The 22,696-nt window shown below is 64.4% G+C and carries 21 protein-coding genes; 9 read left to right on the plus strand and 12 right to left on the minus strand.

Annotation, left to right across the window (positions count from 1 at the left end):
- The 7 genes from ACFPU0_RS13090 to ACFPU0_RS13120 all read right to left on the minus strand — a co-directional run bounded on the left by ACFPU0_RS13090 (position 1) and on the right by ACFPU0_RS13120 (position 8,418).
- Positions 1-1,161: an acyl-CoA dehydrogenase family protein gene (locus ACFPU0_RS13090; protein WP_377693478.1), complete on the minus strand. Its 1,161-nt coding sequence runs from the start codon at positions 1,159-1,161 to the stop codon at positions 1-3.
- An 18-nt stretch (positions 1,162-1,179) separates the two neighbouring features.
- Positions 1,180-1,962, minus strand: a complete 783-nt coding sequence (locus tag ACFPU0_RS13095; protein WP_377693479.1) for an enoyl-CoA hydratase/isomerase family protein — start codon at positions 1,960-1,962, stop codon at positions 1,180-1,182.
- 405 nt (positions 1,963-2,367) lie between these two features.
- Positions 2,368-3,765, minus strand: coding sequence for an amino acid permease (locus ACFPU0_RS13100; RefSeq protein ID WP_377693480.1), 1,398 nt, complete (start codon positions 3,763-3,765; stop codon positions 2,368-2,370).
- A gap of 180 nt (positions 3,766-3,945) precedes the next feature.
- Positions 3,946-6,192, minus strand: a complete 2,247-nt coding sequence (locus ACFPU0_RS13105) for an ATP-binding protein (protein WP_377693481.1) — start codon at positions 6,190-6,192, stop codon at positions 3,946-3,948.
- Positions 6,189-6,962: a substrate-binding periplasmic protein gene (locus ACFPU0_RS13110; RefSeq protein WP_377693482.1), complete on the minus strand. Its 774-nt coding sequence runs from the start codon at positions 6,960-6,962 to the stop codon at positions 6,189-6,191. Before ACFPU0_RS13110 ends, ACFPU0_RS13105 begins: the two co-directional genes overlap by 4 nt.
- A gap of 4 nt (positions 6,963-6,966) precedes the next feature.
- Complete coding sequence (locus tag ACFPU0_RS13115) at positions 6,967-7,689, minus strand: response regulator (RefSeq protein ID WP_377693504.1); 723 nt, start codon at positions 7,687-7,689, stop codon at positions 6,967-6,969.
- Positions 7,690-7,767: 78 nt separating this feature from the next.
- Positions 7,768-8,418 carry a TetR family transcriptional regulator C-terminal domain-containing protein gene (locus ACFPU0_RS13120; RefSeq protein ID WP_377693483.1) on the minus strand — a complete coding sequence of 217 codons (651 nt, stop codon included), beginning with the start codon at positions 8,416-8,418 and terminating at the stop codon, positions 7,768-7,770.
- A gap of 151 nt (positions 8,419-8,569) precedes the next feature.
- Between ACFPU0_RS13120 and ACFPU0_RS13125 the strand changes: the two genes are divergently transcribed.
- The 4 genes from ACFPU0_RS13125 (at position 8,570) to ACFPU0_RS13140 (ending at position 12,510) form a co-directional block, all read left to right on the plus strand.
- Positions 8,570-9,664, plus strand: a complete 1,095-nt coding sequence (locus ACFPU0_RS13125; RefSeq protein ID WP_377693484.1) for a polyamine ABC transporter substrate-binding protein — start codon at positions 8,570-8,572, stop codon at positions 9,662-9,664.
- Positions 9,665-9,694: 30 nt separating this feature from the next.
- Entirely contained in the window at positions 9,695-11,113 is a 1,419-nt protein-coding gene (locus tag ACFPU0_RS13130; RefSeq protein WP_377693485.1) for an aminotransferase, read from the plus strand.
- Between the two features lie 43 nt (positions 11,114-11,156).
- Entirely contained in the window at positions 11,157-12,005 is an 849-nt protein-coding gene (locus tag ACFPU0_RS13135) for a helix-turn-helix domain-containing protein (RefSeq protein WP_377693486.1), read from the plus strand.
- Positions 12,006-12,084: 79 nt separating this feature from the next.
- Complete coding sequence (locus ACFPU0_RS13140; RefSeq protein WP_377693487.1) at positions 12,085-12,510, plus strand: organic hydroperoxide resistance protein; 426 nt, start codon at positions 12,085-12,087, stop codon at positions 12,508-12,510.
- 150 nt (positions 12,511-12,660) lie between these two features.
- Here the strand turns inward: ACFPU0_RS13140 and cheR are convergent, their stop codons facing one another.
- The gene (gene cheR / locus ACFPU0_RS13145) at positions 12,661-13,488 is read right to left on the minus strand and encodes a protein-glutamate O-methyltransferase CheR (RefSeq protein WP_377693489.1); all 828 of its coding nucleotides are present in this window, start codon (positions 13,486-13,488) and stop codon (positions 12,661-12,663) included.
- 44 nt (positions 13,489-13,532) lie between these two features.
- Positions 13,533-14,465: a chemotaxis protein CheV gene (locus tag ACFPU0_RS13150; protein ID WP_377693490.1), complete on the minus strand. Its 933-nt coding sequence runs from the start codon at positions 14,463-14,465 to the stop codon at positions 13,533-13,535.
- A 61-nt stretch (positions 14,466-14,526) separates the two neighbouring features.
- On the opposite strand from ACFPU0_RS13150, the gene flgA reads away from it, so the two are divergent.
- The 4 genes from flgA (at position 14,527) to ACFPU0_RS13170 (ending at position 17,111) form a co-directional block, all read left to right on the plus strand.
- Positions 14,527-15,288, plus strand: coding sequence for a flagellar basal body P-ring formation chaperone FlgA (gene flgA / locus ACFPU0_RS13155; RefSeq protein WP_377693506.1), 762 nt, complete (start codon positions 14,527-14,529; stop codon positions 15,286-15,288).
- Between the two features lie 129 nt (positions 15,289-15,417).
- Positions 15,418-15,756 (plus strand): flagellar biosynthesis anti-sigma factor FlgM, encoded by a 339-nt coding sequence (flgM, locus tag ACFPU0_RS13160; protein WP_377693491.1) that lies wholly within the window; start codon positions 15,418-15,420, stop codon positions 15,754-15,756.
- Between the two features lie 48 nt (positions 15,757-15,804).
- Complete coding sequence (locus ACFPU0_RS13165; RefSeq protein WP_377693492.1) at positions 15,805-16,272, plus strand: flagella synthesis protein FlgN; 468 nt, start codon at positions 15,805-15,807, stop codon at positions 16,270-16,272.
- Between the two features lie 89 nt (positions 16,273-16,361).
- A complete protein-coding gene (locus ACFPU0_RS13170; RefSeq protein WP_377693493.1) occupies positions 16,362-17,111 on the plus strand; it encodes a flagellar brake protein in 750 nt (249 codons plus the stop codon).
- 3 nt (positions 17,112-17,114) lie between these two features.
- Here ACFPU0_RS13170 and ACFPU0_RS13175 read toward each other — a convergent pair whose 3' ends face one another.
- From ACFPU0_RS13175 to ACFPU0_RS13185, 3 genes are all read right to left on the minus strand, one after another.
- Positions 17,115-17,735: a TIGR04282 family arsenosugar biosynthesis glycosyltransferase gene (locus ACFPU0_RS13175; RefSeq protein ID WP_377693494.1), complete on the minus strand. Its 621-nt coding sequence runs from the start codon at positions 17,733-17,735 to the stop codon at positions 17,115-17,117.
- Between the two features lie 99 nt (positions 17,736-17,834).
- Positions 17,835-19,160, minus strand: coding sequence for an MFS transporter (locus ACFPU0_RS13180; RefSeq protein WP_377693495.1), 1,326 nt, complete (start codon positions 19,158-19,160; stop codon positions 17,835-17,837).
- Positions 19,161-19,220: 60 nt separating this feature from the next.
- Positions 19,221-20,462, minus strand: a complete 1,242-nt coding sequence (locus tag ACFPU0_RS13185) for a glutamine synthetase family protein (protein WP_377693507.1) — start codon at positions 20,460-20,462, stop codon at positions 19,221-19,223.
- A gap of 565 nt (positions 20,463-21,027) precedes the next feature.
- Between ACFPU0_RS13185 and ACFPU0_RS13190 the strand changes: the two genes are divergently transcribed.
- Positions 21,028-22,170, plus strand: coding sequence for an acyltransferase family protein (locus ACFPU0_RS13190; protein ID WP_377693496.1), 1,143 nt, complete (start codon positions 21,028-21,030; stop codon positions 22,168-22,170).
- The last annotated feature ends 526 nt before the right edge of the window (positions 22,171-22,696 follow it).

The raw sequence follows: 22,696 nt of genomic DNA on the forward strand, positions 1-22,696 counted from the left end.
TCAACGCAGCAGCGGCCGCAGCAGTTCGCGGGAAATGATGTGGCGCTGGATTTCCGAGGTGCCTTCCCAGATCCGCTCGATCCGCGCGTTGCGCCAGATGCGTTCCACCGGACCTTCGTCCATCAGGCCCATGCCGCCGAAGATCTGCACCGTCTCGTCGGCCACCTTGCCCAGCACTTCGCTGGCGAACAGCTTGGCCATGCCGGCTTCGCCGTCGGTCATGCTGCCCTGGTCCATCTTCCAGGCGGTGTGCAGGGTCATCAGCTCGGCGGCGCGGATCTGCGTGGCCATGTCGGCGAGCTTGAAGGAGATGCCCTGGTAGCTGCCGATGGGCTGGCCGAACTGCTTGCGGTCGGCCGCCCATTGCAGCGACAGGTCGAGGGCGCGCTGGGCCTGGCCGACGCAGTTGGCGGCAACCATCACGCGGCCGGCGGTGAGCCAGGCGTTGGCCACTTCCCAGCCCTTGTCCACTTCGCCGAGGACCTTGGAGGCCGGCACCCGGCAGTCGTCGAAGAAGATCTCGTAGGTGTGGTAGCCCTTGTTGCTGACGCATCTTGGCCCCCGGCGCACGGTCATGCCCGGGGTGCCCTTGTCCACCAGGAAGGCGGTCACGGCATTGCGCTTCCTGCCGTTGTGTTCATAGGTGTCGGTGACGGCGAAGACGATGGCGAAGTCGGCATGGCCGGCGTGGCTGATGAAGTGCTTGGCGCCGTTCAGCACGAAGTCGTCGCCGTCGCGCACGGCGCGGGTCTTGATCGAGTTGGCGTCGGAGCCGGCGCCCGGCTCGGTGAGGGCGAAGCAGTCGATCTTCTCGCCCTGCACGCAGGGCAGCAGGTATTGCTCGATCTGCTCGCCCTTGCAGGCCATGAGGATCTTCGAGGGCCGCGCGACGAACACGTGCAGCGCCCAGGACACCTTGGACAGCTCGCGCTCGATCAGCGCCTGGGACAGATAGTCGAGACCACCGCCTCCGACCTCCTCCGGCATGTTGAAGGCATAGAAGCCGGCGGCGATGGCCTTGCCGCGAATCTGCGCGGCCAGTTCCGGGGACACGGCATCGGCGCGGTCCACTTCTTCTTCAAAGGGCAGCAGTTCCTTCTCGACAAAGCTCTTCACCGCCTCGACGAGCATTTCCTGTTCCTGGGTCAGTTTGAAATCCATGGCTTCACCTACCCGCTCTCAGCGGCCTTTGAATTTGGGGGAACGTTTTTCGGCAACGGCGCGCAGCGCCTCGGCGGCATCCTCGCTGCGGCCGCAGAGCAGGCCGGCGGCCTGTTCGGCTTCCAGCTGCTGGGCCAGGCTGCGGGACGCGCCATCGCGGATCAGCGCCTTGGTCTGGGCGAAAGCGAAGGTGGGGCCGGCGGCCAGGCGCGCGGCCAATTCACCGGCGACCTCCTGCAACTGCTCGTCGGCACAGACTTCGCCCACCAGGCCGACCGCCAAGGCGCGTTCGGCGCCCCAGAGTTCGTCGAGGAACAGCAGGCGCTTGGCCTGCTCGGCGCCGATCAGGCGCGGCAGGTGCCAGCTGGCGCCGGCATCCGGCGAATAGGCCATGCCGGTGTAACCGGCCTTGAAGCGCGCCGAGGCGGCGGCGATGCGGAAGTCGCAGCACAGCGCCAGGTCCATCCCCGCGCCGACGGCGGTGCCATTGATGGCGGCAATGGTGGGCTTGGCCAGGCCGTGGAGGCGGCTCATCAGGGCGTGGGCGGTTTCGGTCCAACCGTAGGTTTCCAATTCGCCACGGGCTTCGGCCTCGGCCCATTCGGCGAGATCGGCACCGGCGCAGAAGCTGCGACCCTCCCCGCTCAGCACAACCACGCGCACGGCCGGATCGGCCTCATGGGCGTCCAGCAGCTCGAGCAGGGCCTTCAGGGTGGGGATATCCAGCGCGTTGCGCTGCTGGGGGCGGTTCAGGGTGATGCGGGCGATGCCGGCATCGACCTGGCTGAGCAGTGTGGTCATGGAGCCCTCGTCTTGTTGTCTTTGATGATGAGGAAGTTGAAGCGATCCTAAACGACTGTTCAACAAGACGGCAATCCTGCCCGAATGGGGTATGTAACAGCCCGGATATTTACGTATGCATTTGTTTTTATTGGATTTTTTATTTCTCAAAGGGGAAGACCCGCGGGAGTTGTTACATCTTTGAACAACTCGGAGCTGGAGGCAGGGCTGGCTGGGGCAGGTAGCCCTCTCCCCCGGCCCCTCTCCCGGAGGGAGAGGGGTGACGCATGCCGGTGGCTCCGCGCGAACCCTGTAGGGGCGAATTCATTCGCCAAGCAGGCCGCAGGCCTGCCCTGGACCGCGCAGGCCCAACAAAAAAGCGCGGCAGATCGCTCTGCCGCGCTTTTTTCCGGGTATCGCCGGGGATCAGGCCGCCGGAATCGGCACAGGGCTGCGCTGACGCTTGAACTGCAGGAAGTAGTAGGCCCCATAGCAGAGGGCGATGAAGCCGAAACCCCAGTACAGCGACGGACGCTGGGTCGGGTCCATGGCCAGGGACACGAACAGCGAGGTGCACAGCAGGATGCACGCCATCGGGATCAGCGGGAACAGCGGCGCTGCGTACTTGAGGTCCTGCACGGTGCCGCCGGCCTTGTAGTGTTCGCGGCGGAAGCGGTACTGGGCCAGGGCGATGACGATCCAGGTCACGGTGCCGGCCAGGCCGCTGATGGCGGTCAGGACCACGAACAGGGTGTCCGCGGCGACGAAGCTGGTCAGCAAGGACAGCAGCGCGAAGCAAAGGGTGATGGACAGGGCGTAGACCGGCACGCCACGCTTGTTGAGCTTTTGCAGCCCGCGCGGCGCCATGCCGGACTTGGACATGGCCCAGAGGATGCGCGTGCAGGCATAGAGGCCGGAGTTGCCCACCGAGAGGATGGCGGTGAGGATCACGAAGTTCATCAGGTCGGCGGCGAAGGGAATGCCGACCATGTCGAACACCTGGACGAAGGGGCTCTCCATCAGGCCCGCCTGCTGCCAGGGCACGATGGCCGAGAGCACGATAATGGCCAGCACGTAGAAGATCAGCACGCGGAACACCACGTTGCGTACCGCGCGGGGAATGCTCTTCTCCGGCTGGTCGGTCTCGCCGGCGGCGACGCCCATGATCTCGCAGCCCTGGAAGGCGTAGACCACCGTCATCATCACGGCGAGCACCGCGGAAATGCCATTGGGGAACAGGGTATCGCCGATCAGGTTGGAGAACTTCGGCGCCGGCTCGCCATTGGCCAGCGGCAGGCCGCCGAAGATGGCCAGGATGCCGACGACGATGAAGATCAGGATGGCCGCCACCTTGACGCCCGAGAACCAGTACTCGGCCTCGCCGAAGGCGCGGGTGCTGAGGGAATTGATACCGAACAGCAGCGCCACGAACAGCGCCGACCAATACGCGACGGGCACATCGGGGAACCAGCGGTCCATCAGCATGCCGGCGGCGGTGAACTCCAGGCCGACGGTGGTGGCCCAGCTCAGCCAGTAGACCCAGCCCACCATGAACCCCGTGGCGGGGCCGATGTAGCGGGTGGCGTGGGCCTGGAAGGAGCCGGAAACCGGCATCTGTACCGAGAGTTCACCCAGGCAGACCATAACCAGGTACATCAGCAGGCCGGCGACCAGGTAGGCCAGCACGGCACCCGCGGGACCGCCCTGGTTGATGGTGAAGCCAGAGCCCATGAACAGGCCGGTGCCGATGACGCCGCCCAGGGACAGCATGAAGATATGGCGGCTCTTCAGCGCGCGGGTGAGCTGGATGCGTTCTTCAGACATGGCGCACCTCCAAGGCGAGGTGGCGACGCAGGCGGGCTTTGCGGGTCATTATTCTTGTCTCCAATAGGCCACTGGGACCGCGTTCGAGCGCGGTTCGAGCCGATTATTGGAAGGACTTGTAAGACGCCGTTGTAAGCCGGGATCGAAGTTGTAAAAAGTCGTAAGGAAATTGTTCGATTTTCACGGGACCGGTTGCAGCAAGCCATCGAGCACCGCGGCGGAGTCCGCCAGGAGCGCTTCCAGGCGCGGCTTCAGGGCCAGCAAGGCGGTGGTATCGCCGGCCTGGGCCGCCGACTCCAGCTCCCGCAGGCAGGCGGCCAGGGCACGCAGGCCGAGGGACTCGCCGCTGCCGGCCAGGCGATGGGAAAGGCTACCGACCTCGGCGCAATCCTGTGCCGCCAGGGCTTCCAGCAGTCCGGCGCGGTGCTCGTCGAGCATGCGCCGCAGCAGGCCCAGCAGTCCCTGGAGCTTCTGCTCGCCGAGCAGGCCACGGTGGGTGTCCAGCAACTGCAGGTCGAGCAATTCGGCATCCCCGGCGAGCGGCTGGGACCGAACCTGACCGGCCAGGGCACGGCGCAGGTCGTCCAGCTTCAGCGGCTTGGCCAGGGCGCCCTGCATCCCGGCATCCAGGCAACTGCGCACCAGGGCGGGTTGCAGGCTGGCGGTGAAGGCGAGGATGCGGCTGTCGCGGTTGGCGCCCAGCTCGTCGGTGCGGATCAATCGGCACAACTCGGTGCCGGCCATGCCCGGCAGGTGCAAGTCGAGAAGGATCAGGTCGAAGCGCCGCTGCCGGCACAAGGCCAGGGCCGGCTCGGCGTCCTCGGCCAGGGTGACTCGGTGGCCGTCGCGTTCCAGCAGCCCCGCCACCACTTCGCGGTTGAGGGCGACATCCTCCACCACCAGCACCTCCAGCGTCCCCAGCGCAGGCACGGCGGCCGGCTGCGCAACCTCGTTGCGCGCGGCGCCCAGGGCCACCTCGAACCAGAAACAGCTGCCCTCGCCCTCCACGCTTTCCACACCAATGCGTCCGCCCATCAGTTCCACCAGCCGCTTGCTGATGGCCAGGCCCAGGCCGGTGCCGCCATAGCGCTGGGCCACGGCCTCGCTGGCCTGGGTGAAGCGTTCGAAGATCTTCGCCTGCATGTCGGGGGCGATGCCGATGCCATCGTCGGTGACGCTGATGCGCAGGCGCTGGCCGTCGGCCAGTTCCTCGAGCAGTTGCACCTCCACCAGGATTTCGCCCTCCTCGGTGAACTTCACCGCGTTGGCCAGCAGGTTGCTCAGCACCTGGCGGAGGAACTGCTCGGCGCCATGGCAGCGGCCCTGCACCCGCGGGTCGAGGCGCGAACGCAGGATGGTGCCGTTGGCGCTGGCCCTGGGTTCGAGCAAGGTCAGCACCTGATCGAGGAGCGCCGGCAGGGAGAAGTCCAGCTGCTCCGGGCGGCTCTGCCCTTCTTCCAGGCGGGCGAAATAGAGCACTTCATTGAGGATCGCCAGCAAGCCTTCGGCAGCCTTGTGGAGGGCCTCCAGGCGCTGGCGGTCACGTTCACCCGGGATCGCGCCGCGCAGCAGTTCGGCCATGCCGAGGATGCCGTTGAGCGGGGTGCGGATTTCATGGCTCATGGTGGCGAGGAAGCGCGACTTGGCCAGGTTGGCTGCTTCGGCTTCTTCCTTGGCCCGCTGCAGGCTGGCGGTACGCCGCTCCACCAGGCCCTGCAGGGCGGCGCGATCGTCTTCGCGGCGCCGCATGTCGTCGAGGATGGCCCGGCGCATGTCGTCCAGGGCCTGGGCCACCGTGTCGATCTCGTCGGCGCTGCGCCCGGTGCGGCGGTGCAGAAGCAGGGCCTCGTGCCAGTCGCCGGAGGCGATGCGCCGGGCGAAGTCGGCCATCACCCGCAAGTGACGGGTGACCAGGCGGTGGAACAGCCAGGACAAGGCCACCGCCAGGCCGCAGAGGAACACGCCCATCCACAGCAGGCTGGTCAGGCCGGTGGCGTAGAGGCGCTTGTACACCGCGCCCAGGTCGATGGCGATTTCCAGCTCGCCCAGATGGCGTTCTTCGCCACCCGGTGGCTGGTAGGCCAGGGGGAAGCGCTCGCGGCGCAGCGGGCCGGCCGGGTCGCGGGCGCCCTCCTGCAGGTCGAAGTCGGCGCTGGTCAGGTGCACCAGGGCGATGTCCGGGAAGTCCGCCAACCCGCGCACCTGCATCTTCAGCTGTTCCTGGTTGAGGTCCCACAGGCTGCGCTCGAAGCTGGCCAGGTAGCCGGTGCGGATCAGCTCCAGGCGCGCCTCGATCTCGCGCATCTCGCGGCGGTACTCCAGGTGCAGCTGCACGGCGCTGGCCACCAGGGTGAAGCACAGGCTGAACAGCAGGATGAACAGCAGCAGCCTGCGCAGCAGGCCGCTGGCGGGTTTCAGCCGGGTCATGGCTGTGGCTCCGGTTGCACGACCATGTCGCGGTAGATGGCTTCGCTCTGGTTCAGCCAGCGTTCGATCTGGCCCGAGTCGGTCAGCCGTTGCAGCTCGCGGTCGATCTCGTCCATGCGCGCGGCCAGGGGTGAGTGGCGGGAGACCGCCAGCCGCAGGTAGTCCACCGCCACGGTGTTCGGCAAGGTGCCGATGTCGCCGCCGCCCTGCAGGTGCTCGATGAACAGTTGGCCGGTTCGGCGCTCGTGGGGGATGAAGTCGATGCGGCCACGGATCAGCTTGCCGAAATTCTGCCGGCTGTCGGAGACCCATTCGATATTGCCGGCACGGGCCACCGTCTGGTCGAAGGCCTCGCCGTAGCTCTCGCCGAACAGCAGGCCACCGCGATAGCGGGTCAGGTCCTCCAGGCGCTCCACCTTAAGTGGATGCTGGCGGTTATAGAAGATGGCCACTTCCTCACGCAGCACCGGCACGGAGGCGAACTGCAGGAAGCCTTCACGCGGCTGGGTGCGATAGGCCAGCACCACGTCGACCCGCCCCTCGGCGGCGTCGAGCAGGCAGCGCTTCCAGTTTCCCAGCACCACCAGCTCGACGTCGAAGCCCAGCTTGGCCATTACCTCGTGCACCATCTGCGGGGCGAGGCCGCGCATCTGCCTGCCGTCGCTCCAGGAGATCGGTGGATAGACCGGATGGTCGCAGTAACGCACCGGTTGCGCGGCCTGCGCCGCGCCACTCAGCAGGAGCGAGAACAGCAGCGCGGCGGCTCTCATTCGTTCAGGCAGCACAGGCGTTGGCAGTGAACAGATAGCCCGCACCGTGGATGGTGATGATCAGCTGGGGCTCGGCGGGATCGTCCCGCAGCTTGCGGCGCAGGCGCCCCACCAGCACATCGATGGAGCGGTCGTTGGGCAGCCATTCGCGATTGCGGATCTGGTCCATCAACTGGTCACGGCTGAGGGTATGGCCGGCGTTGCGCAGGAAGACGCTGAGCAGCTGGAACTCGCCGTGGGTGAGCAGGGTTTCGCTGCCATCCTGGTCGATCAGGCGTCGGCGGTCGCTATCCAGCATCCAGTCGGCGAAGCGCTTGAGCTGGGCAGTGGTGGCCACCGGGGACGGTTGCCGGGCGTGGCGCACCCGACGCACCAGGTTCTTGGCGCGGGACACCAGTTCGCGGGGATTGAGGGGTTTGACCACGTAGTCGTCGGCGCCGCATTCCAGGCCGACGATGCGGTCGACTTCGTCATTGCGGCCGGTGATCAGGATGATGCCCACCTCCGAACGCACACGCAGTTCGCGGGTCAGGGTCAGGCCGTCCTTGCCGGGCAGGCGGATGTCCAGCATCACCAGGTCCACCGGGCTCTCGGCCAGGCAGGCTTCGGCCTGTTCGGCGGTGCTGGCGCAGCGTACCTGGTAACCCTCCTGGGTCAGGTAGGTCTGGAGCAGTTCACGGATCAGCGGATCGTCGTCGACGATCAGCACACTGGCAGACATTGCAATTACCCTCTGCCTCCGCACGTCGGCGGGGCGTTCTTATTGTTCGAAGTGGCAGGAGGTTATCGTCAGCTGAACGACCGATCAACGACTCCCGACGGGTCGCAGGAATCGCTGCACGCCGCCGGCCTGCAGGCCATCCACCCAGGCCTCGCAGATCAGCACGCCCTGCTCCGGGGTGAAGGTCTGCGGGTTCAGGCCGGATTCCAGCCAGAGGCCATCGAGCAAGGCGCTGAGGCTGATGGCCGCGAGTTCCGCGTCGAAGCCCTGCCAACCCTCCTCCGCCGCCAGCTCGGTGAGCACCTTGGCGAGGATGGCGCGGTATTCGCCATAGGACTGGTCGTGGGCCAGGTTGATGGCCTGGGCGGTCTTCACCGCGCCCCAGAACGCCAGCCAGGCATCCAGCAGCTGCGGGTCGAGCAGTTCGGCACAGAAGGAGGCCTGGAAGAACGCCGAGAGCCGCGCCCGCGGCCTGGGCGGGGCGGCGTCGATGGCATCGCGCAGCAGACCCATCACCCGGCCGGTGACGGCCAGGTAGGCCTCGGCCACCAGTTCGTCCTTGCCGGAGTAGTGATGGTTGATCAGCCCCACCGAAACCCCGGCCTCGGCGCAGATCTTGCGGATCGACGCCCCCTGGAAGCCGTGGCGCTTGAGGCAGGCGAGGGTCGCTTCGATCAGGTGGGCCTTGCGCAGCTCGGGGTCCAGACGGGAATAGCGCACATCCTGGGTTGTCATGCCGAGAGTTCCTGTGGCGTTGCGGCGAGTCTGAACGACTGTACAGGAAGATGCGGCTCTCACCTACCCGTTCGGGTTATGGCCGCTGCCCGGCAAGGAGCACAGAGTAGCCCCCAGGTGACCCGATAACGACAAAAGAGGTGGAACCGACATGCGCAAGACCCTGGTTGCAGCACTCGGCGCGACACTCATCCTGCTGCCGGCCCTGAGCCCGGCGGACGACGGCAAGACCCTGCGCCTGTACAACTGGTCGGACTACATCGGCGAACGTACCCTCGCCGAGTTCGAGAAGGCCACCGGCATCCGGGTGGTCTACGACACCTTCGATTCCTACGAGACGGTCCAGGGCAAGCTGCTGCCGGGGCGTTCGGGCTACGACCTGGTGGTGCTGAACGCCGCCCTGGTGCCGCCGCTGCTCAAGGCCGGGGTGTTCCAGCCGCTGGACAAGAGCCGCCTGCCCAGCTGGGGCAACCTGGACCCGCAGGTGCTGGCCAGCCTCGAGCACTACGATCCGGGCGTGGCCTACTCGGCGCCCTATACCTGGGGCAGCAACGGCATCACCTACAACGTGGAGATGATCAAGGCGCGCATGCCCGACGCGCCCATCGGCTCCCTGGCGATGATCTTCGACCCCAAGGTGGTCTCGCGCTTCGCCGACTGCGGCGTGACCCTGATCGACTCGCCCACCGACGTGCTGCCGCTGGCGCTGGCCTACCTCGGCCGCGACCCCAACAGTGCGGAACCCGAGGACCTGAAGGCGGCCGAGCAGCTGCTGTTGTCGGTGCGCCCGTACATCCGCAAGTTCGACTCCATGAGCTACCTCAACGGCCTGGCCAACGGCGACCAGTGCATCGCCATGACCTGGTCCGGCGACTACGCCACCGCCCAGGCGCGCGCCGACGAGGCCGGCGCCAAGGTCAAGCTGGACTACTTCATCCCGAAGGAAGGCTCGCTGATCTGGTTCGATGACTTCTATATCCCCAAGGATGCGCCCCATGTGGAGAACGCCCACAGGTTCATCGAATTCATGCTGCAGCCCAAGGTGATCGCCGAGGTCACCGATTACATCCGCTACGCCAACAGCAACCAGGCCGCCACGCCCCTGGTGGCCGCAGAAGTGCGCAACGACCCGGCGATCTACCCCGACGACGCCACCCGCGCCCGCCTCTTCACCCAGAAAACCCAGCCGCAGAAGGCCATGCGCCTGATCACCCGCACCTGGAATGCGGTCAAGACCGGCAAATGACGTGAACCAGATGGACCCGAGGTAACGACCATGAACACCCCGAACGCCGACTTTTTCGCCCAGTTCGACAACGAGCGCCTGGTGGCCGCCGACAAGGCGCATTACATGCACGGCTACCACATCTTCGACGACCATCGCGAGAATGGCGCGCTGAACATTGCCGCAGGCGAAGGCGCCTATATCTACGACACTGCCGGCAACCGCTACCTGGACGCCGTGGGCGGCATGTGGTGCACCAACATCGGCCTGGGCCGCGAGGAAATGGCCGAGGCCATCGCCGAGCAGGTACGCCGCCTGGCCTACTCCAATCCCTTCTGCGACATGGCCAACGACCGCGCCATCGAACTCTGCGAGAAGCTCGCCGAACTGGCCCCCGGCGATCTCGACCACGTGTTCCTCACCACCGGCGGTTCCACGGCCGTGGATACCGCCTTCCGCCTGGTGCAGTACTACCAGAACTGCCGGGGCAAGCCGGAAAAGAAACACGTCATCACCCGGATCAACGCCTACCACGGCTCCACCTTCCTGACCATGTCCCTGGGCGGCAAGGCGGCGGACCGGCCGGCGGAGTTCGACTTCCTCAAGGACCGCATCCACCACATCTCCTGCCCCAACCCCTACCGCGCGCCGGAAGGCATGGGCGAGGCGGAGTTCCTGGAGTTCCTGGTCAACGAGTTCGAGGACAAGATCCTCACCCTGGGCGCCGACCGCGTGGCGGCCTTCTTCGCCGAGCCGATCATGGGCTCGGGCGGGGTGATCATCCCGCCGGCCGGCTACCACAAGCGCATGTGGGAAGTCTGCCAGCGCCACGATGTGCTCTACGTCTCGGACGAGGTGGTGACCTCCTTCGGCCGCCTCGGCGCCTTCTTCGCCTCGGAGGAGGTGTTCGGCGTGGTCCCGGACATCATCACCACCGCCAAGGGCCTGACCTCCGGCTACCTGCCGCTTGGGGCCTGCATCTTTTCCGAGCGCATCTGGAAGGTGATCGGCGAGCCGGGCAAGGGTCGCTGCTTCAGCCATGGCTTCACCTACAGCGGGCATCCGGTGAGCTGCGTCAGCGCGCTGAAGAACATCGAGATCATCCAGCGGGAAAACCTGCTGGCTCATGTGATCGAGGTGGGCGCCTACCTCGAGGAGCGCCTGCAGAGCCTCGCCGACCTGCCGCTGGTGGGCAGCGTACGCTGCAGGAAGCTGATGGCCTGCGTCGAGTTCGTTGCCGACAAGGCGAGCAAGACGCTGTTCCCCGATGAGCTGAACATCGGCGAGCAGATCCATCTGCGTGCGCAGAAGCGCGGCCTGCTGGTGCGCCCCATCGTGCACCTGAACGTGATGTCGCCACCCTTGACCATCACCCGCGAGCAGGTGGACGAAATCGTCGAGACCCTGCGCGAGGCCATCCTGGAAACCGCGGCGGACCTGCAGCGCAGCGGCGACTATGCCGGCCGCTGATGCCCTCTGGCGACGGCCGGACAGCCCCACTAGACTGCCCGGCATGACCGATACCGCCGCCAGTTCCCCCTCCACCGCCACCCTGCATGCCTGGCATGCGGGGCTGGCGCGGGCCATGGCCAGCGTTGCCGAGCCGGCGTTCTGCGAACGGCTGGTCGAGGCCTTGAGAAGCCTGGTACCCGTCGAGTCGGTGCTGCTCGGCCTCGAGTGCAAGGGGCTGGCGCCGCGCCCGCTCTACCAGTGCGGCATCCCGGCGGAATATCGCGAGGCGTTGATCGAGCGCTACTACGCCCGCGGCTATCTGCTCGACCCGTTCTGCCTGGCCATGGAGAACGGCCTGGCCGAGGGCTTCTACCACCTCTCGGAAATCGCCCCGGACGACTTCTTCAACAGCGAGTACTACCGCACCAACTACCTCAAGTGCGGCGCGGTGGAGGACGCCCACTTCATCGTCGACCTGGGCGGCCAACGCAAGGTTTCCCTGTGCGTCTACCAGGGGCGCAGCGGCGGCCGCTTCAGCCACGCCGAGCTTGACCTGCTGCGGGCCGCGCAACCTGTAGTACGCGAACTGGTGCGCCAGTTCGACGAGCGCGGCGGCCTGGTCGGCTGCCTGGACGGCCGCGGCTCGGCGCCCCCGCGCGGCGGTGCTCCCGCCGGCCTCAACCAGCAGATCCGCGAAGCCTTCATGAACTTCGGCGGCGACCGGCTGACCGAACGTGAACGAGAGATCGCCCACCTGCTGCTGCGCGGCCACTCGGTCAAGTCCAGCGCCAAGGTGCTGGAGATCTCCCCGGAAACCGTGCGCATGCACCGCAAGAACCTCTACACCAAGCTGGAGATCAGCTCCCAGGCGGAGCTCTTCGCCCTGTTCATCGACTGGCTGACGGCCTGACCTTCAGTCAGCCCGGTGGGATGGCGCCGAATCCTTTGACTAGGCTTGAGGGTCTCTTCCCCCAGACCGGAGACCCGCCATGCCCATCGAAAAAGCCCTGTACACCGCCCACGCCGAAGCCTATGGCGGCCGCGAAGGCCGCGCCGTGTCCTCGGACGGCGTGCTGGATGTGAAGCTGACCACGCCCAAGGAACTGGGTGGCCCCGGCGGCGACGGCACCAACCCGGAACAACTCTTCGCGGCGGGCTATTCGGCCTGCTTCCTCGGCGCCATCAAGTTCGTCGCCGGCAAGGAGAAGATCAGCCTGAGCGAAGACACCTATATAGAAGGCGCGGTCGGCATCGGCACCCTGCCGACGGGCTTCGGCATAGAGGTGGAATTGAAGATCTCCCTGCCGGGCCTGGACAAGCAGGTGGCCAGGGACCTGGTGGACAAGGCCCACATTGTCTGCCCGTACTCCAATGCGACGCGCGGCAATATCAACGTGACGCTGACTTTGGTGTGAGGCGACCGTAGGGTGCGCCATGCGCACCGGGGATTCGTGCTTGCAGGCCCTTGGTGCGCACAGCGCACCCTACCGTCCAGCCCAGTAGGATGGGTGGAGCGAAGCGATACCCATCGGTAGCAAGAAGGGAGGCACTCCGGCCTCCCTTCTTCATTTCACCTTGTAGATGATCCCCGGACTGCACTGGACCATCTGGTAGTGGTCCGGCAGGCCGTTGAGCGCCTCGGAGGCGCCGAGGAACAGGTAGCCGCCCGGTTTCAGGGTGGCGTGGATGCGGGTGAGGATGTCCTTCTTCACTTCCGCCGAGAAGTAGATCAGCACGTTCCGGCAGAACACGATGTCGAACTTGCCCAGTGCCGCATAGCTGTCCAGCAGGTTCAGCGGACGGAACTCCACCCGGCTGCGGATGGCCGGCTTCACCGCCCAGCGCCCCGGGGCCTTCTGGTCGAAATAGCGGGCCAGGCGCTCCTGGGACAGGCCGCGGCCGATGGCCAGGCTGTCGTACTCGCCGGCGCGGCAGGCCGCCAACATGGACGGTGACAGGTCGGTGGCGACGATCTGCGCCCCGGCCCGGAGCTGGCCCAGGTTGGTCCGCTCGAACTCGTCGATGGCCATGGAAATGGAAAAAGGCTCCTGGCCCGAGGAGCTGGCCGCCGACCAGATGCGCAGGCGCTGGTTCGGGTTGGCCTTGATCAGCTCGGGCAGCACCCTGCCCTTCAGCACTTCGAAGGGGTAGGTGTCGCGAAACCAGAGGGTCTCGTTGGTGGTCATGGCGTCGATCACCTGCTCGCGCAGGCCGCCATGGGCGAAACCCTGGATGCGCTGGGTCAACTCCCCCAGGGTCTTGATGCCGTTCTGCTCCATCAGCTTGTTCAGCCGGCTGGAGACCAGGTACTGCTTGTTGCTGCCCAGCAGGATGCCGCAGGTCTTTTCCAGGAAAACCCGGAACTGCTCGAAATCCACATTGCCTGAAGACACTAGGGGCGCCTCACCGATCTGTTTCCTTTCAGGGGGCCGAACCATCAACCCCCATCCGTTACCTTGATGCGTTCCACCACGCGTGCCGCCAGGTCGTCCGGCTTGAACTTGGCGAGGAAGTCGTCCGCCCCCACCTTCTTCACCATGGCCTGGTTGAACACGCCGGAAAGCGAAGTATGCAGGAGGATATGCAGCTTCTGCATGCGCGGATCGTTGCGGATTTCCGCGGTCAGGGTGTAGCCGTCCATCTCCGGCATCTCGATGTCGGAGACGATCATCAGCAGCTCCTCTTCGGGCGCCTTGCCCTCCTCTACCATCTCGCGAAGGTAGCTGTAGGCCTGGCGCCCGTCGTTGAGCGCCTTCACTTCCACGCCGACGGTTTCCAGGCAGCGGATCACCTGCCTGCGCGCGACCGAGGAGTCGTCGACGATCAGTACCCGCTTGCTGATGGCCTTGGCCTGGGTCTCGACATCCACCACGCCGGCGGACACGACCTCGGAGGTCGGCGCCACTTCGGCGAGGATCTTCTCGACGTCGATGATCTCCACCAGCCGCCCATCGACCCGGGTGACGGCTGTCAGGTAATGCTCGCGACCGGTGCCCTTGGGTGGCGGATGGATCTCCTCCCAGTTCATGTTGACGATGCGCTCCACGGAGCGCACCAGGAAACCCTGCACCTTGGTGTTGTACTCGGTGATGATGACGAAGCTGTTCTTCAGGTCATCCAGGCCGCCGCGCCCGGTCGCCATGGACAGGTCGAGAATCGGAATGGTGCCCCCACGGATGTTGGCGACCCCGCGCACCACCGGACTGGACTTGGGCATCAGGGTCAGGCGTGGACACTGCAGCACCTCCTTCACCTTGAACACGTTGATCCCGTAGAGCTGCGCTCCGTCGAGACGGAACAGCAGCAGTTCCAGGCGGTTCTGCCCGACCAGTTGGGTACGCTGGTTTACCGAATCCAAAATACCGGCCATGACCAGACTCCTGTGACAAGCTCAGCCAAGCAGACGGCACGAGCCTTGCTTCTATATGGGTATGAACGCTACGACGACGCTTTTCCGACGCCTGATGGCAAAACGCCGCAACTCGCTTGCGGCTGTTTTACCTGCTTTGTGCTGCCTCGGCTACAGCCCGGCGTCGAGTGCGAACCTGACATCGCCTGAGATACTTGTCGGCACGGCGGAAGGCTTTCTTGAGTACGCCGTCGAAGAATATCTGCAACGCGGCAACATCCAGGGACGCAGTGAAATCCAGGTCAATCGTCTCGATCCGCGCCTACGCCTGCCGCAGTGCGACAGGGATTTGACGACGAAGCTGGAGAGTCCGGCCCAGCCACTGGGACGGGTCACCGTGCGCATCCGCTGCGACGGCGGGTCGCCGTGGACGGTGTTCGTCCCGGCCCAGGTGAAGCTCTACCGTGAAGTGGTGGTGGTCGTCCGGCCCCTGCGCCGCGGCGCTCCCATCGCTCCCCTGGACGTGGCGCTGGCCGAGCGTGACGTGGGCTCCCTGAGCCAGGGGTTCCTGACGGAGCCCGGGCAGATAGTCGGGCAGAAGACCACCCGCGCCCTGCTTCCGGACCAGGTGCTGGCCCCACTGCACCTGCAACAGGCCGAAGTGGTGAGCAAGGGCGACCAGGTGGTGATCAGCGCCATGAGCGCGGCAATCAACGTCCGCATGCCGGGAGAGGCCCTGGCCAACGGTGCGCCGGGCCAGCAGATAAGGGTCCGCAACCTGAGCTCCGGCCGCGTGGTGAAGGCGCGCGTCAAGGGACCTGGCCAGGTCCAGGTGGAGATGTAGAGATGATTCCGCTGGCGCCCCGGCGGGCGGGTTTTCTAAACTCGGCCGGTACGAAAGAATTTTCTAAAGTTATCCCGGACAGGGCCGATGAATCGGTAAGCGTCCAAATTGCGTCCGAGGTTCAACACCATGGTTATCGACTTCAACCGGCTCAATAACGGCCCCACGCCCACCAGCACGGGGCGTACCGGCAATACCCAGGCCGGCAGGAACGAAACCGTCACCAGCGGCCAGACTGCTGCGCCCCAAGGCACCGGCGAGCTGACCGACACCGCCAGGAGCGGCGAATCAGTGCAACTGAGCAGTGACGTTCAGGCACTGCAGAAAGCCGGCGAAAAACTGCGCGATCTGCCCGTGGTGGACAAGGAGCGCGTGGAAAAGCTCAAGCAGGCCATTGCCGACGGCTCCTACCAGGTCGACAGCGAGCGCGTGGCCAGCAAACTGCTGAACTTCGAATCCCAGCGCTAGTCCACGGGCGGCGCTGGGGAACTTGGACGCCTGACCCCAGAGCGCGTAATGCAAGACACCAACCTGCTCCAGCTGTTCACTGACGATATCGGCCACGCCCAGCGTCTGCTCGAGCTGATGGACGAAGAATTCCAGGTCCTCGGCGAGCGCGATCTCGCCCGCCTCGAGAGCCTCCTGGCCGAAAAGCAGACCCTCCTCGCCCAGCTCGACCAGCATGGCCGCCAGCGCAGCCAGGTGCTGGCCAACCTCCAGCTCAGTGCAGACCGCGCCGGCCTGCAGCGACTTGCCGAACGCTCCCCCCTGGGCCAGCAACTGCTGGAACGCGGCGACGAACTCGGCCAGCTGCTGGATGCCTGCAAGGCCGCCAACGAACGCAACGGGCGGCTGATCCGTGCCAATCGCACCTCGGTGGGCAGCATGCTCGGGATCCTACGGGGTGGCGAGACTCCGGGCCTCTATGACAGCCGTGGTGCTACCGCTAGAATCGGCCAGCAGCGCCCGCTCAGCCAGGCCTGACAAGACATTACAAGAAGTGCGCAAAGCCATGGAGGCCTGATGCCACTGTGTTCTGCGCAGACCGCTTTGCGTTTGGAGAGACCTGGACCGTGTCCAACCCATTCCACGAAGTGAACGGCCCTCAACCGCCCAAGGTGCTCAAGGCGCCCGTCGAAATCCTGGCCAATCTTCGTTTGCTGCAGCAACACCACGATCCCCTGATCATCACCTTCCACGACCGCAACCAGCGCTTCCAGAGCTACCTGGTGGAAGTGGATCGCGACCGCGGGCTGATCGCCCTGGACGAAATGATCCCCAATGACGGCGAACGCTTCCTGAAGAACGGCGAAACCTTCCGTGTCGAGGGCTTCCACGAGGGCGTGCGGATCGCCTGGGAAAGCCTGCAGGCGGCCACCGTCGGCGAGTTCGAGGGCGACCGCTGCTACTGGTGCGCCCTGCCCGATGAGGTGACCTATCACCAGCGTCGCAACGCCTACCGCGCCGCGCTCAAGCAGACCCAGCTGGTGCCCGTCGAGCTGGACGGCGACAAGCTGTCGGCGCCGATCAAGGGCGTGATGCTGGATATCTCCGCCACCGGCTGCAAGCTGCGCTTCGACGGCGACCAGACAAGCCGTCTGCAGCCGGGCCAGATCTACGAACGCTTCTCCGCCCGGATGCCCATCGGCCCCATCACCACCTCCGTCGAACTGCGCCATGCGCGTTTCGACGAAAAACTCGGCCTGACCTTCGCCGGCATCCGCTTCCACAATATGAGCGGGCTGGTGCAACGCAACGTCGAGCGATTCGTCTATCAGCTGCAACGGGAAGCACGGCGGTTCGAGAAAGACGAGCTGTTCTGACCCTCAGACCACGCCGACCTTGAAACCCAGCCTGGCCAGGCGCGGCAGGTGCTCGGGGTCGTCCATCACCCAGAGCGAAGGCAGCAGGCCGTGCTGCCACTCCAGCTCCCGCAGACGTTCGCAGGTCAGGGCCAGTACCCGGTTGCTGCCCCAGGGCATGGCCTCGAACAGGCGCGGGTCGACACAGCGCAGGCCAAGCAACACATAGCGCCCATCCTCGGTCGGCCCCAGCACTGCCTGGTGCTGGTCCAGCGCCTCACAGGCGGCAGACAGGTAATCGGCATCCAGCATCGGACAATGCTGGCCAATGATCACCACGGCATCATTCTCGGAAAGGCCGAGGGCGGCGATGCGCCGCATACGCTCCCCCAGGTCGCCGACCGGCTGGCCGACCACCATCCAGTCATTATCCTCGGCCAGCGCTTCAAGGGCCTCGTCCGGACCGTCCTCGATCCAGAAGATCCGTTCGCTGAAGCCCAGGGGCGGGAGGTTGAGAACACGGGCGACCAGTTGTCGCTGCAACCGGCTCGCCCCCTCCTCCCCCAGCGCCGGGACCAGCCGGGAGTCGAGCTTGCCGGCCTGCGGGGCGCTGGCCAGCAGATGCAGGGAAATGCTCAACGTCATGACCACATCCTCCTTGAACTCCCGAGATGGGGCTCGGGCGTGAAGCTCAGGTAGTCACACTGGTCGATAATTGGGCAAAAGCATTGTGGCGTTGGGCCACTATTTTTCCGGTTGTGGTTGCTCCGGCATGCCTCCGTCCGGCTCCGCGGGCGGTGGGGCGTCGCCGTTCTGCATCTGGTCGTGCACCGACCGTTCGTCGACGCGCGGGTCCAGGGCCGCCACCAGGGGGGAACTGGTCATGTTGTCCGGCGTGGGCACGTGGTGCAGAGGCGCTTCTTCGACCCGATGCAGACCGGTCACCGCATCCGGCCGCACCCGCAGCACCAGCACCCCGGCACAGAAACAGACGAAGGCATAGAGCATGTTCGGCCCCAACTGCTTCATCAGCGCACCGGTCAGCAGCGGGCCGAGGCTGGCACCCACGCCGAAGGTGATCAGCAGCATGGCGGTGAGCGATACCCGCCGCTCGGCCTCTATATGGTCATTGGAGAATGCCACCGCCAATGGATAGAGGCTGAACTGCAGGAGGCAGACCAGGAAGCCGACCGGGAACAACACCTCCAGGGGCGCCTCGGGCATGATCGCCAGGGGCAGCGCGGACAGCGCGAGCAGGGCCGCCGTGCTGCGGATCAGGACGGCGCGATCGTGGCGATCCGACAGCCAACCCAGGGGCCACTGCACCAGGAGGCCGGCGAGGATGCAGGTGCCCATGAACAAGCCCACCTGCTGCGTCGGCAGGCCCTGGGCCGTCGCATAGAGCGGTGCCAGGCCGTAGAAGGAACCTATCACCAGGCCGGAAACCAGCACCGTGGTCATGGACTGCGGCACCCGCTTGATGAAGAAGCGCGGCTCCAGCGGCGCCGGGTGCAGGGGCGCCGGGTGCAGCTTGCGGGTCAACGCCACCGGCACCAGGCACAGCGCGAAGCACATGGCCACCAGCATCAACAGCTCCGGCCCCAACCCCGGATGCAGCACCAGCACCAGTTGGCCCAGCACCAGGCCCAGGTAGGAGGCCACCATGTAGCCGGCGAAGACCTGGCCGCGCTTGCCCGCGTCGGCCTGCTCGGTGAGCCAGCTCTCGATGACCATGTACTGGCACATCATCCCCAGGCCCACCAGCATCCGCATGAACAGCCAGGCCGGCAGCAGACTGATCAGCCCATGGCCCAGCACCGCCGCGGTGACCACCCCGGCGCAGGCCACGTAGGCACGGATGTGCCCCACCCGGGCGATCAGGCGGTGGCCGAGCTTGCCGCCGAGGATGAGGCCGAAATAGTTGGCCGCCATCAGGGCGCCGACCCAGAGCCCGTCCACCTTGTCCGCGGCCAGGCGAAGGCCGAGATAGGTACTGAGCAGGCCGGAGCCGATCAACATGAGCAGGGTGGCGAAATACAGTGCGCGAAACGACTTCCAGATTCGATGCATCGGCGCTCCAGGCGGCTTCTTGTGCAGGGGGAACCACCCGAGCGGGTGGTCCTTGGGCGATTACACCTGGGAAGCGAGGATCCGTCGTTCCCAGGGCGTGATCTCATCGAGGAAGCTGCGGAGCTCCATCGTCTTTGTAGCAATGTAGCCTTCGATGAACTCCTTGCCGAACAGTTCACGCGCCAGATCGCTGCGTTTCAGACGTTCGATGGCGGCGTGCAGGGTACAGGGCAGCAACAGTTCGTCAGGCGCTTCGAACTCGCCCTGGATAGGCGCGCTCGGTTGCAACCGCTGTTCCATCCCGTAGAGCCCCGCGGCCAGGCTGGCGGCAATGGCCAGGTAGGGATTGGCGTCGGCGCCGGGCAGGCGATTCTCCACCCTTCTGGCGGCCGGGGCACTGGCCGGGATGCGCAGGCCCGCCGCACGATTGTCGTGGGACCAGCAGGCGTTGTTGGGCGAGGCATAGGGGTGGCAGAGCCGCTGGTAGGAGTTCACGTTGGGGGCGAAGAGCGCAGTGAAGTCCGCCATCGCCGCCTGCTGGCCACCGATGAAATGGGCGAAGGCCGCGGTCGGCTCGCCATTGGCGTCGCTGAAGATGTTCTCGCCGCCGCCCTGGGTGACCACGCTCTGGTGGATGTGCATCGAGCTGCCCGGCGTATGTGCCAGCGGCTTGGCCATGCACACCACCTGGATACCGTGCCGGAGCGCGATTTCCTTCAGCAGGTGCTTGAAGAGAAATGTCTGGTCCGCCAGCAGCAGCGGGTCGCCATGGAGGAAATTGATCTCGAACTGGCTGACGCCCATCTCGTGCATGAAGGTATCGCGCGGCATGCCGAAGGCCTCCATGGCGCGATAGACCTCCTCGAAAAACGGCCGCAGGCCATTGCCGGACGACACGCTGAAGGCCGAAAAGCCAGCCTCACGCCGGCCATCGAGGCCGATCGGCGGCTCGAAGGGCAGCTGCGGGTCCGGATTGGGTGCGAAAACGAAGAACTCAAGCTCAGTGGCCACCACCGGCTTCCAGCCGTGCTCGGCATAACGCTCCGCCACCTTGCGCAGCAGACCGCGGGTGGACAATCCGCTGGGCTGGCCGTCCAGTTCCCGCGCATCGCAGATCGCCAGGGCGCGTGGCCGCTCGCTCCACGGCAGCCGGTGGATCTGGTCCGGCTCGGCGACCAGGGCCAGGTCACCGTCGTCGCTGCCGTAGAAACGCGCCGGCGGATAGCCGCCCATGATGCCCTGCAGCAGCACCCCGCGGGCCAACTGCAGGCGGCGTCCGGAGAGAAAGCCCTCCGCCGTCATCACCTTGCCCCGCATCACTCCATTCAGGTCAGGGGTAACGCACTCGATCTCTTCTATGCCGGCCAAACGCTCGGCGAGCGGGCTGCGGACTTTGCTGGTCATGATTGTTGTCCTTGTACACGACGGCCGCTCCATGGTGGGGCCTGTACAAAAATACGCACTGGGCGTTCGGAATATCAAGCAGTGCCCGAGGCGATTTCCACAGGCAGGGAAAAGGGGAAGGGGCGCCATGCTCTCCCTCACCTGTTCAGTATCTTCATACAGGTGCCAGGAGCCGGCTCAGACTGCCGATAAAGTCGAACTGGGTAATGGTGCTGGCATCGGTGCCACCATTGCTGATGAGCAAGTCGTTGCCCGCCTGCTCGCCGGAGAGACAGCGACAATTGGACGATCAGCACCACCGCCCCGGTCTTGAAGAGGCTAACATTACGGGCTCCACGCCTGGCACAGCGGAATCAAGCAGTAACTGCGACACCCATACCGGACCCCGGCCACACACTAGCTAGCCCCTTGCCATCATTACTCCAAAGAGGCAAAATTTTCAAATCTTTAGCCGAGTGTTTCCATGAAAAGAAAAATCATAGGACTTGACGGATTGCGGGGAATAGCTGTGATCCTGGTAATTATGTCTCACGCAGTAATGTGGGACCTGTTTGGAGTAACCAATACTACGATACGCACAATCTTCAGTGCTCATGCAGGCGTGAGCATGTTTTTTGTACTTTCCGGCTTCCTTATTACCCTGCTGCTACTGAATGAACGCAACTCAAATGGACAAATAAGCATAAGAAACTTTATTATCAGAAGAGCAATAAGAATATTTCCACTCTATTACTTATCAATCTTCTTCCTGTATGTAATGCACAGTATCGGGGCAACCGAAATAAAGGACTGCACATTCCTATATGCACTTACATACACCGTAAACCTCGAACACCGCAACTGCTCGTACGCAAGCACCTCACACTTCTGGTCACTTTCTGTTGAAGAGCACTTTTACCTGCTCTGGCCTATTCTTTTCTTCATTGGTCCAAGGATTGCCTTTGCCATCGCTGTAGCTGTGGCCACCGCATGCCTATATTTTGGAACGCAGATTCTGCCATCCTCAGAAAATTACTACCCGGATCGATGGACTTTCCCGGCAATGCTTCCAATACTTATCGGCTGCATTACGGCGTTTATCGCAAACTCCAAATTCATATCAACACTACTCAAAGACAAGACAAACTCCAACCTACTACTTATATCAATCATTACCGGGCTATGCACACCTGCCTTTCTAGGATCGGAAGCAGCCTGGCTAATTTCCGCGGCATCCCTGATACTATATATCTATCATAGACAGGACTCGATGCTTACAAAGGCATTGGAATTTAGGCCCCTGGCATATATAGGACTTATAAGTTACGGCCTTTATGTTTGGCAAGGAATATTCACAGGAAACGGACCTTACAGAATTGGGACCTCATTTCCGCCAGAGCTTTACACTGGTGTTGTATTGACCTTCATTGCTGCGCCGCTTAGCTACATTTTCTTTGAAAAACCTATACTTTCGCTAAAGAACAAGTTCTCCTGGATGGAAAGATCCCCTTCTGAAGTCCGGCAGCGCACAATGAAAGAGTCGTCTCTAGCAGACCTGCCACATCACTCTGCAAATGAGCAAATGCGTCATAGAGTGACTCCACTGCACCCTGAAAAGCAGCATTAGAAAACAACCACCGAATAGACCGTTATCACCAAAAGGGCACCGTCATTTTGACGATGCCCTCCCCACTGACATGATCGCGCTTGCGCCCTGGTACCACTGAGATCTCCCAGTATTTGTGCAGAGGACTTCCTACCGTGCACAAGGTCTCCGATCGCGCGGGCCCCAGGCATCGCCAAGCCCCGTTTTGTCTTCTTCTTCGCTTAACCGTATCGGCGTCCCGAATTCCTGATAACGCCCCATCCGCCCATTCGTCGCCGGCCGCAAGAAATGCCTGTTCAGTGATGTCCCCAAGGGCGCGACCACCAGTGCACAACTCTACAGCCTGATCGAAACCGTCAAAGCTAACGGCCAGGCGTCTGATGCCTGGCTGTGCCACATAGTTTCCAATAGAGGAAGAGATAGGGCTCAGACGTGCCACGATGAAAAGGGGGGTGAAGCGCCTGGCGCTTCCCCCCCTTTTCCGCTACCGCAACCTGCGAGTCCTCAGCTCGCCAGGATGAAGTCCCCGAAGGTCATGCTGTTGGGA

This window comes from Pseudomonas sp. GCM10022186, from assembly GCF_042656385.1.
Taxonomy (GTDB): Bacteria; Pseudomonadota; Gammaproteobacteria; order Pseudomonadales; family Pseudomonadaceae; genus Metapseudomonas.

Coding starts and splice junctions, on each gene's coding strand:
- ACFPU0_RS13090 (WP_377693478.1), bottom strand. CDS start 1,161: ATGGATTTCAAACTGACCCAGGAACAGGAAATGCTCGTCGAGGCGGTG.
- ACFPU0_RS13095 (WP_377693479.1), bottom strand. CDS start 1,962: ATGACCACACTGCTCAGCCAGGTCGATGCCGGCATCGCCCGCATCACC.
- ACFPU0_RS13100 (WP_377693480.1), bottom strand. CDS start 3,765: ATGTCTGAAGAACGCATCCAGCTCACCCGCGCGCTGAAGAGCCGCCAT.
- ACFPU0_RS13105 (WP_377693481.1), bottom strand. CDS start 6,192: ATGACCCGGCTGAAACCCGCCAGCGGCCTGCTGCGCAGGCTGCTGCTG.
- ACFPU0_RS13110 (WP_377693482.1), bottom strand. CDS start 6,962: ATGAGAGCCGCCGCGCTGCTGTTCTCGCTCCTGCTGAGTGGCGCGGCG.
- ACFPU0_RS13120 (WP_377693483.1), bottom strand. CDS start 8,418: ATGACAACCCAGGATGTGCGCTATTCCCGTCTGGACCCCGAGCTGCGC.
- ACFPU0_RS13125 (WP_377693484.1), top strand. CDS start 8,570: ATGCGCAAGACCCTGGTTGCAGCACTCGGCGCGACACTCATCCTGCTG.
- ACFPU0_RS13130 (WP_377693485.1), top strand. CDS start 9,695: ATGAACACCCCGAACGCCGACTTTTTCGCCCAGTTCGACAACGAGCGC.
- ACFPU0_RS13135 (WP_377693486.1), top strand. CDS start 11,157: ATGACCGATACCGCCGCCAGTTCCCCCTCCACCGCCACCCTGCATGCC.
- ACFPU0_RS13140 (WP_377693487.1), top strand. CDS start 12,085: ATGCCCATCGAAAAAGCCCTGTACACCGCCCACGCCGAAGCCTATGGC.
- ACFPU0_RS13150 (WP_377693490.1), bottom strand. CDS start 14,465: ATGGCCGGTATTTTGGATTCGGTAAACCAGCGTACCCAACTGGTCGGG.
- flgA (WP_377693506.1), top strand. CDS start 14,527: ATGAACGCTACGACGACGCTTTTCCGACGCCTGATGGCAAAACGCCGC.
- flgM (WP_377693491.1), top strand. CDS start 15,418: ATGGTTATCGACTTCAACCGGCTCAATAACGGCCCCACGCCCACCAGC.
- ACFPU0_RS13165 (WP_377693492.1), top strand. CDS start 15,805: ATGCAAGACACCAACCTGCTCCAGCTGTTCACTGACGATATCGGCCAC.
- ACFPU0_RS13175 (WP_377693494.1), bottom strand. CDS start 17,735: ATGACGTTGAGCATTTCCCTGCATCTGCTGGCCAGCGCCCCGCAGGCC.
- ACFPU0_RS13180 (WP_377693495.1), bottom strand. CDS start 19,160: ATGCATCGAATCTGGAAGTCGTTTCGCGCACTGTATTTCGCCACCCTG.
- ACFPU0_RS13185 (WP_377693507.1), bottom strand. CDS start 20,462: ATGACGGCGGAGGGCTTTCTCTCCGGACGCCGCCTGCAGTTGGCCCGC.
- ACFPU0_RS13190 (WP_377693496.1), top strand. CDS start 21,028: ATGAAAAGAAAAATCATAGGACTTGACGGATTGCGGGGAATAGCTGTG.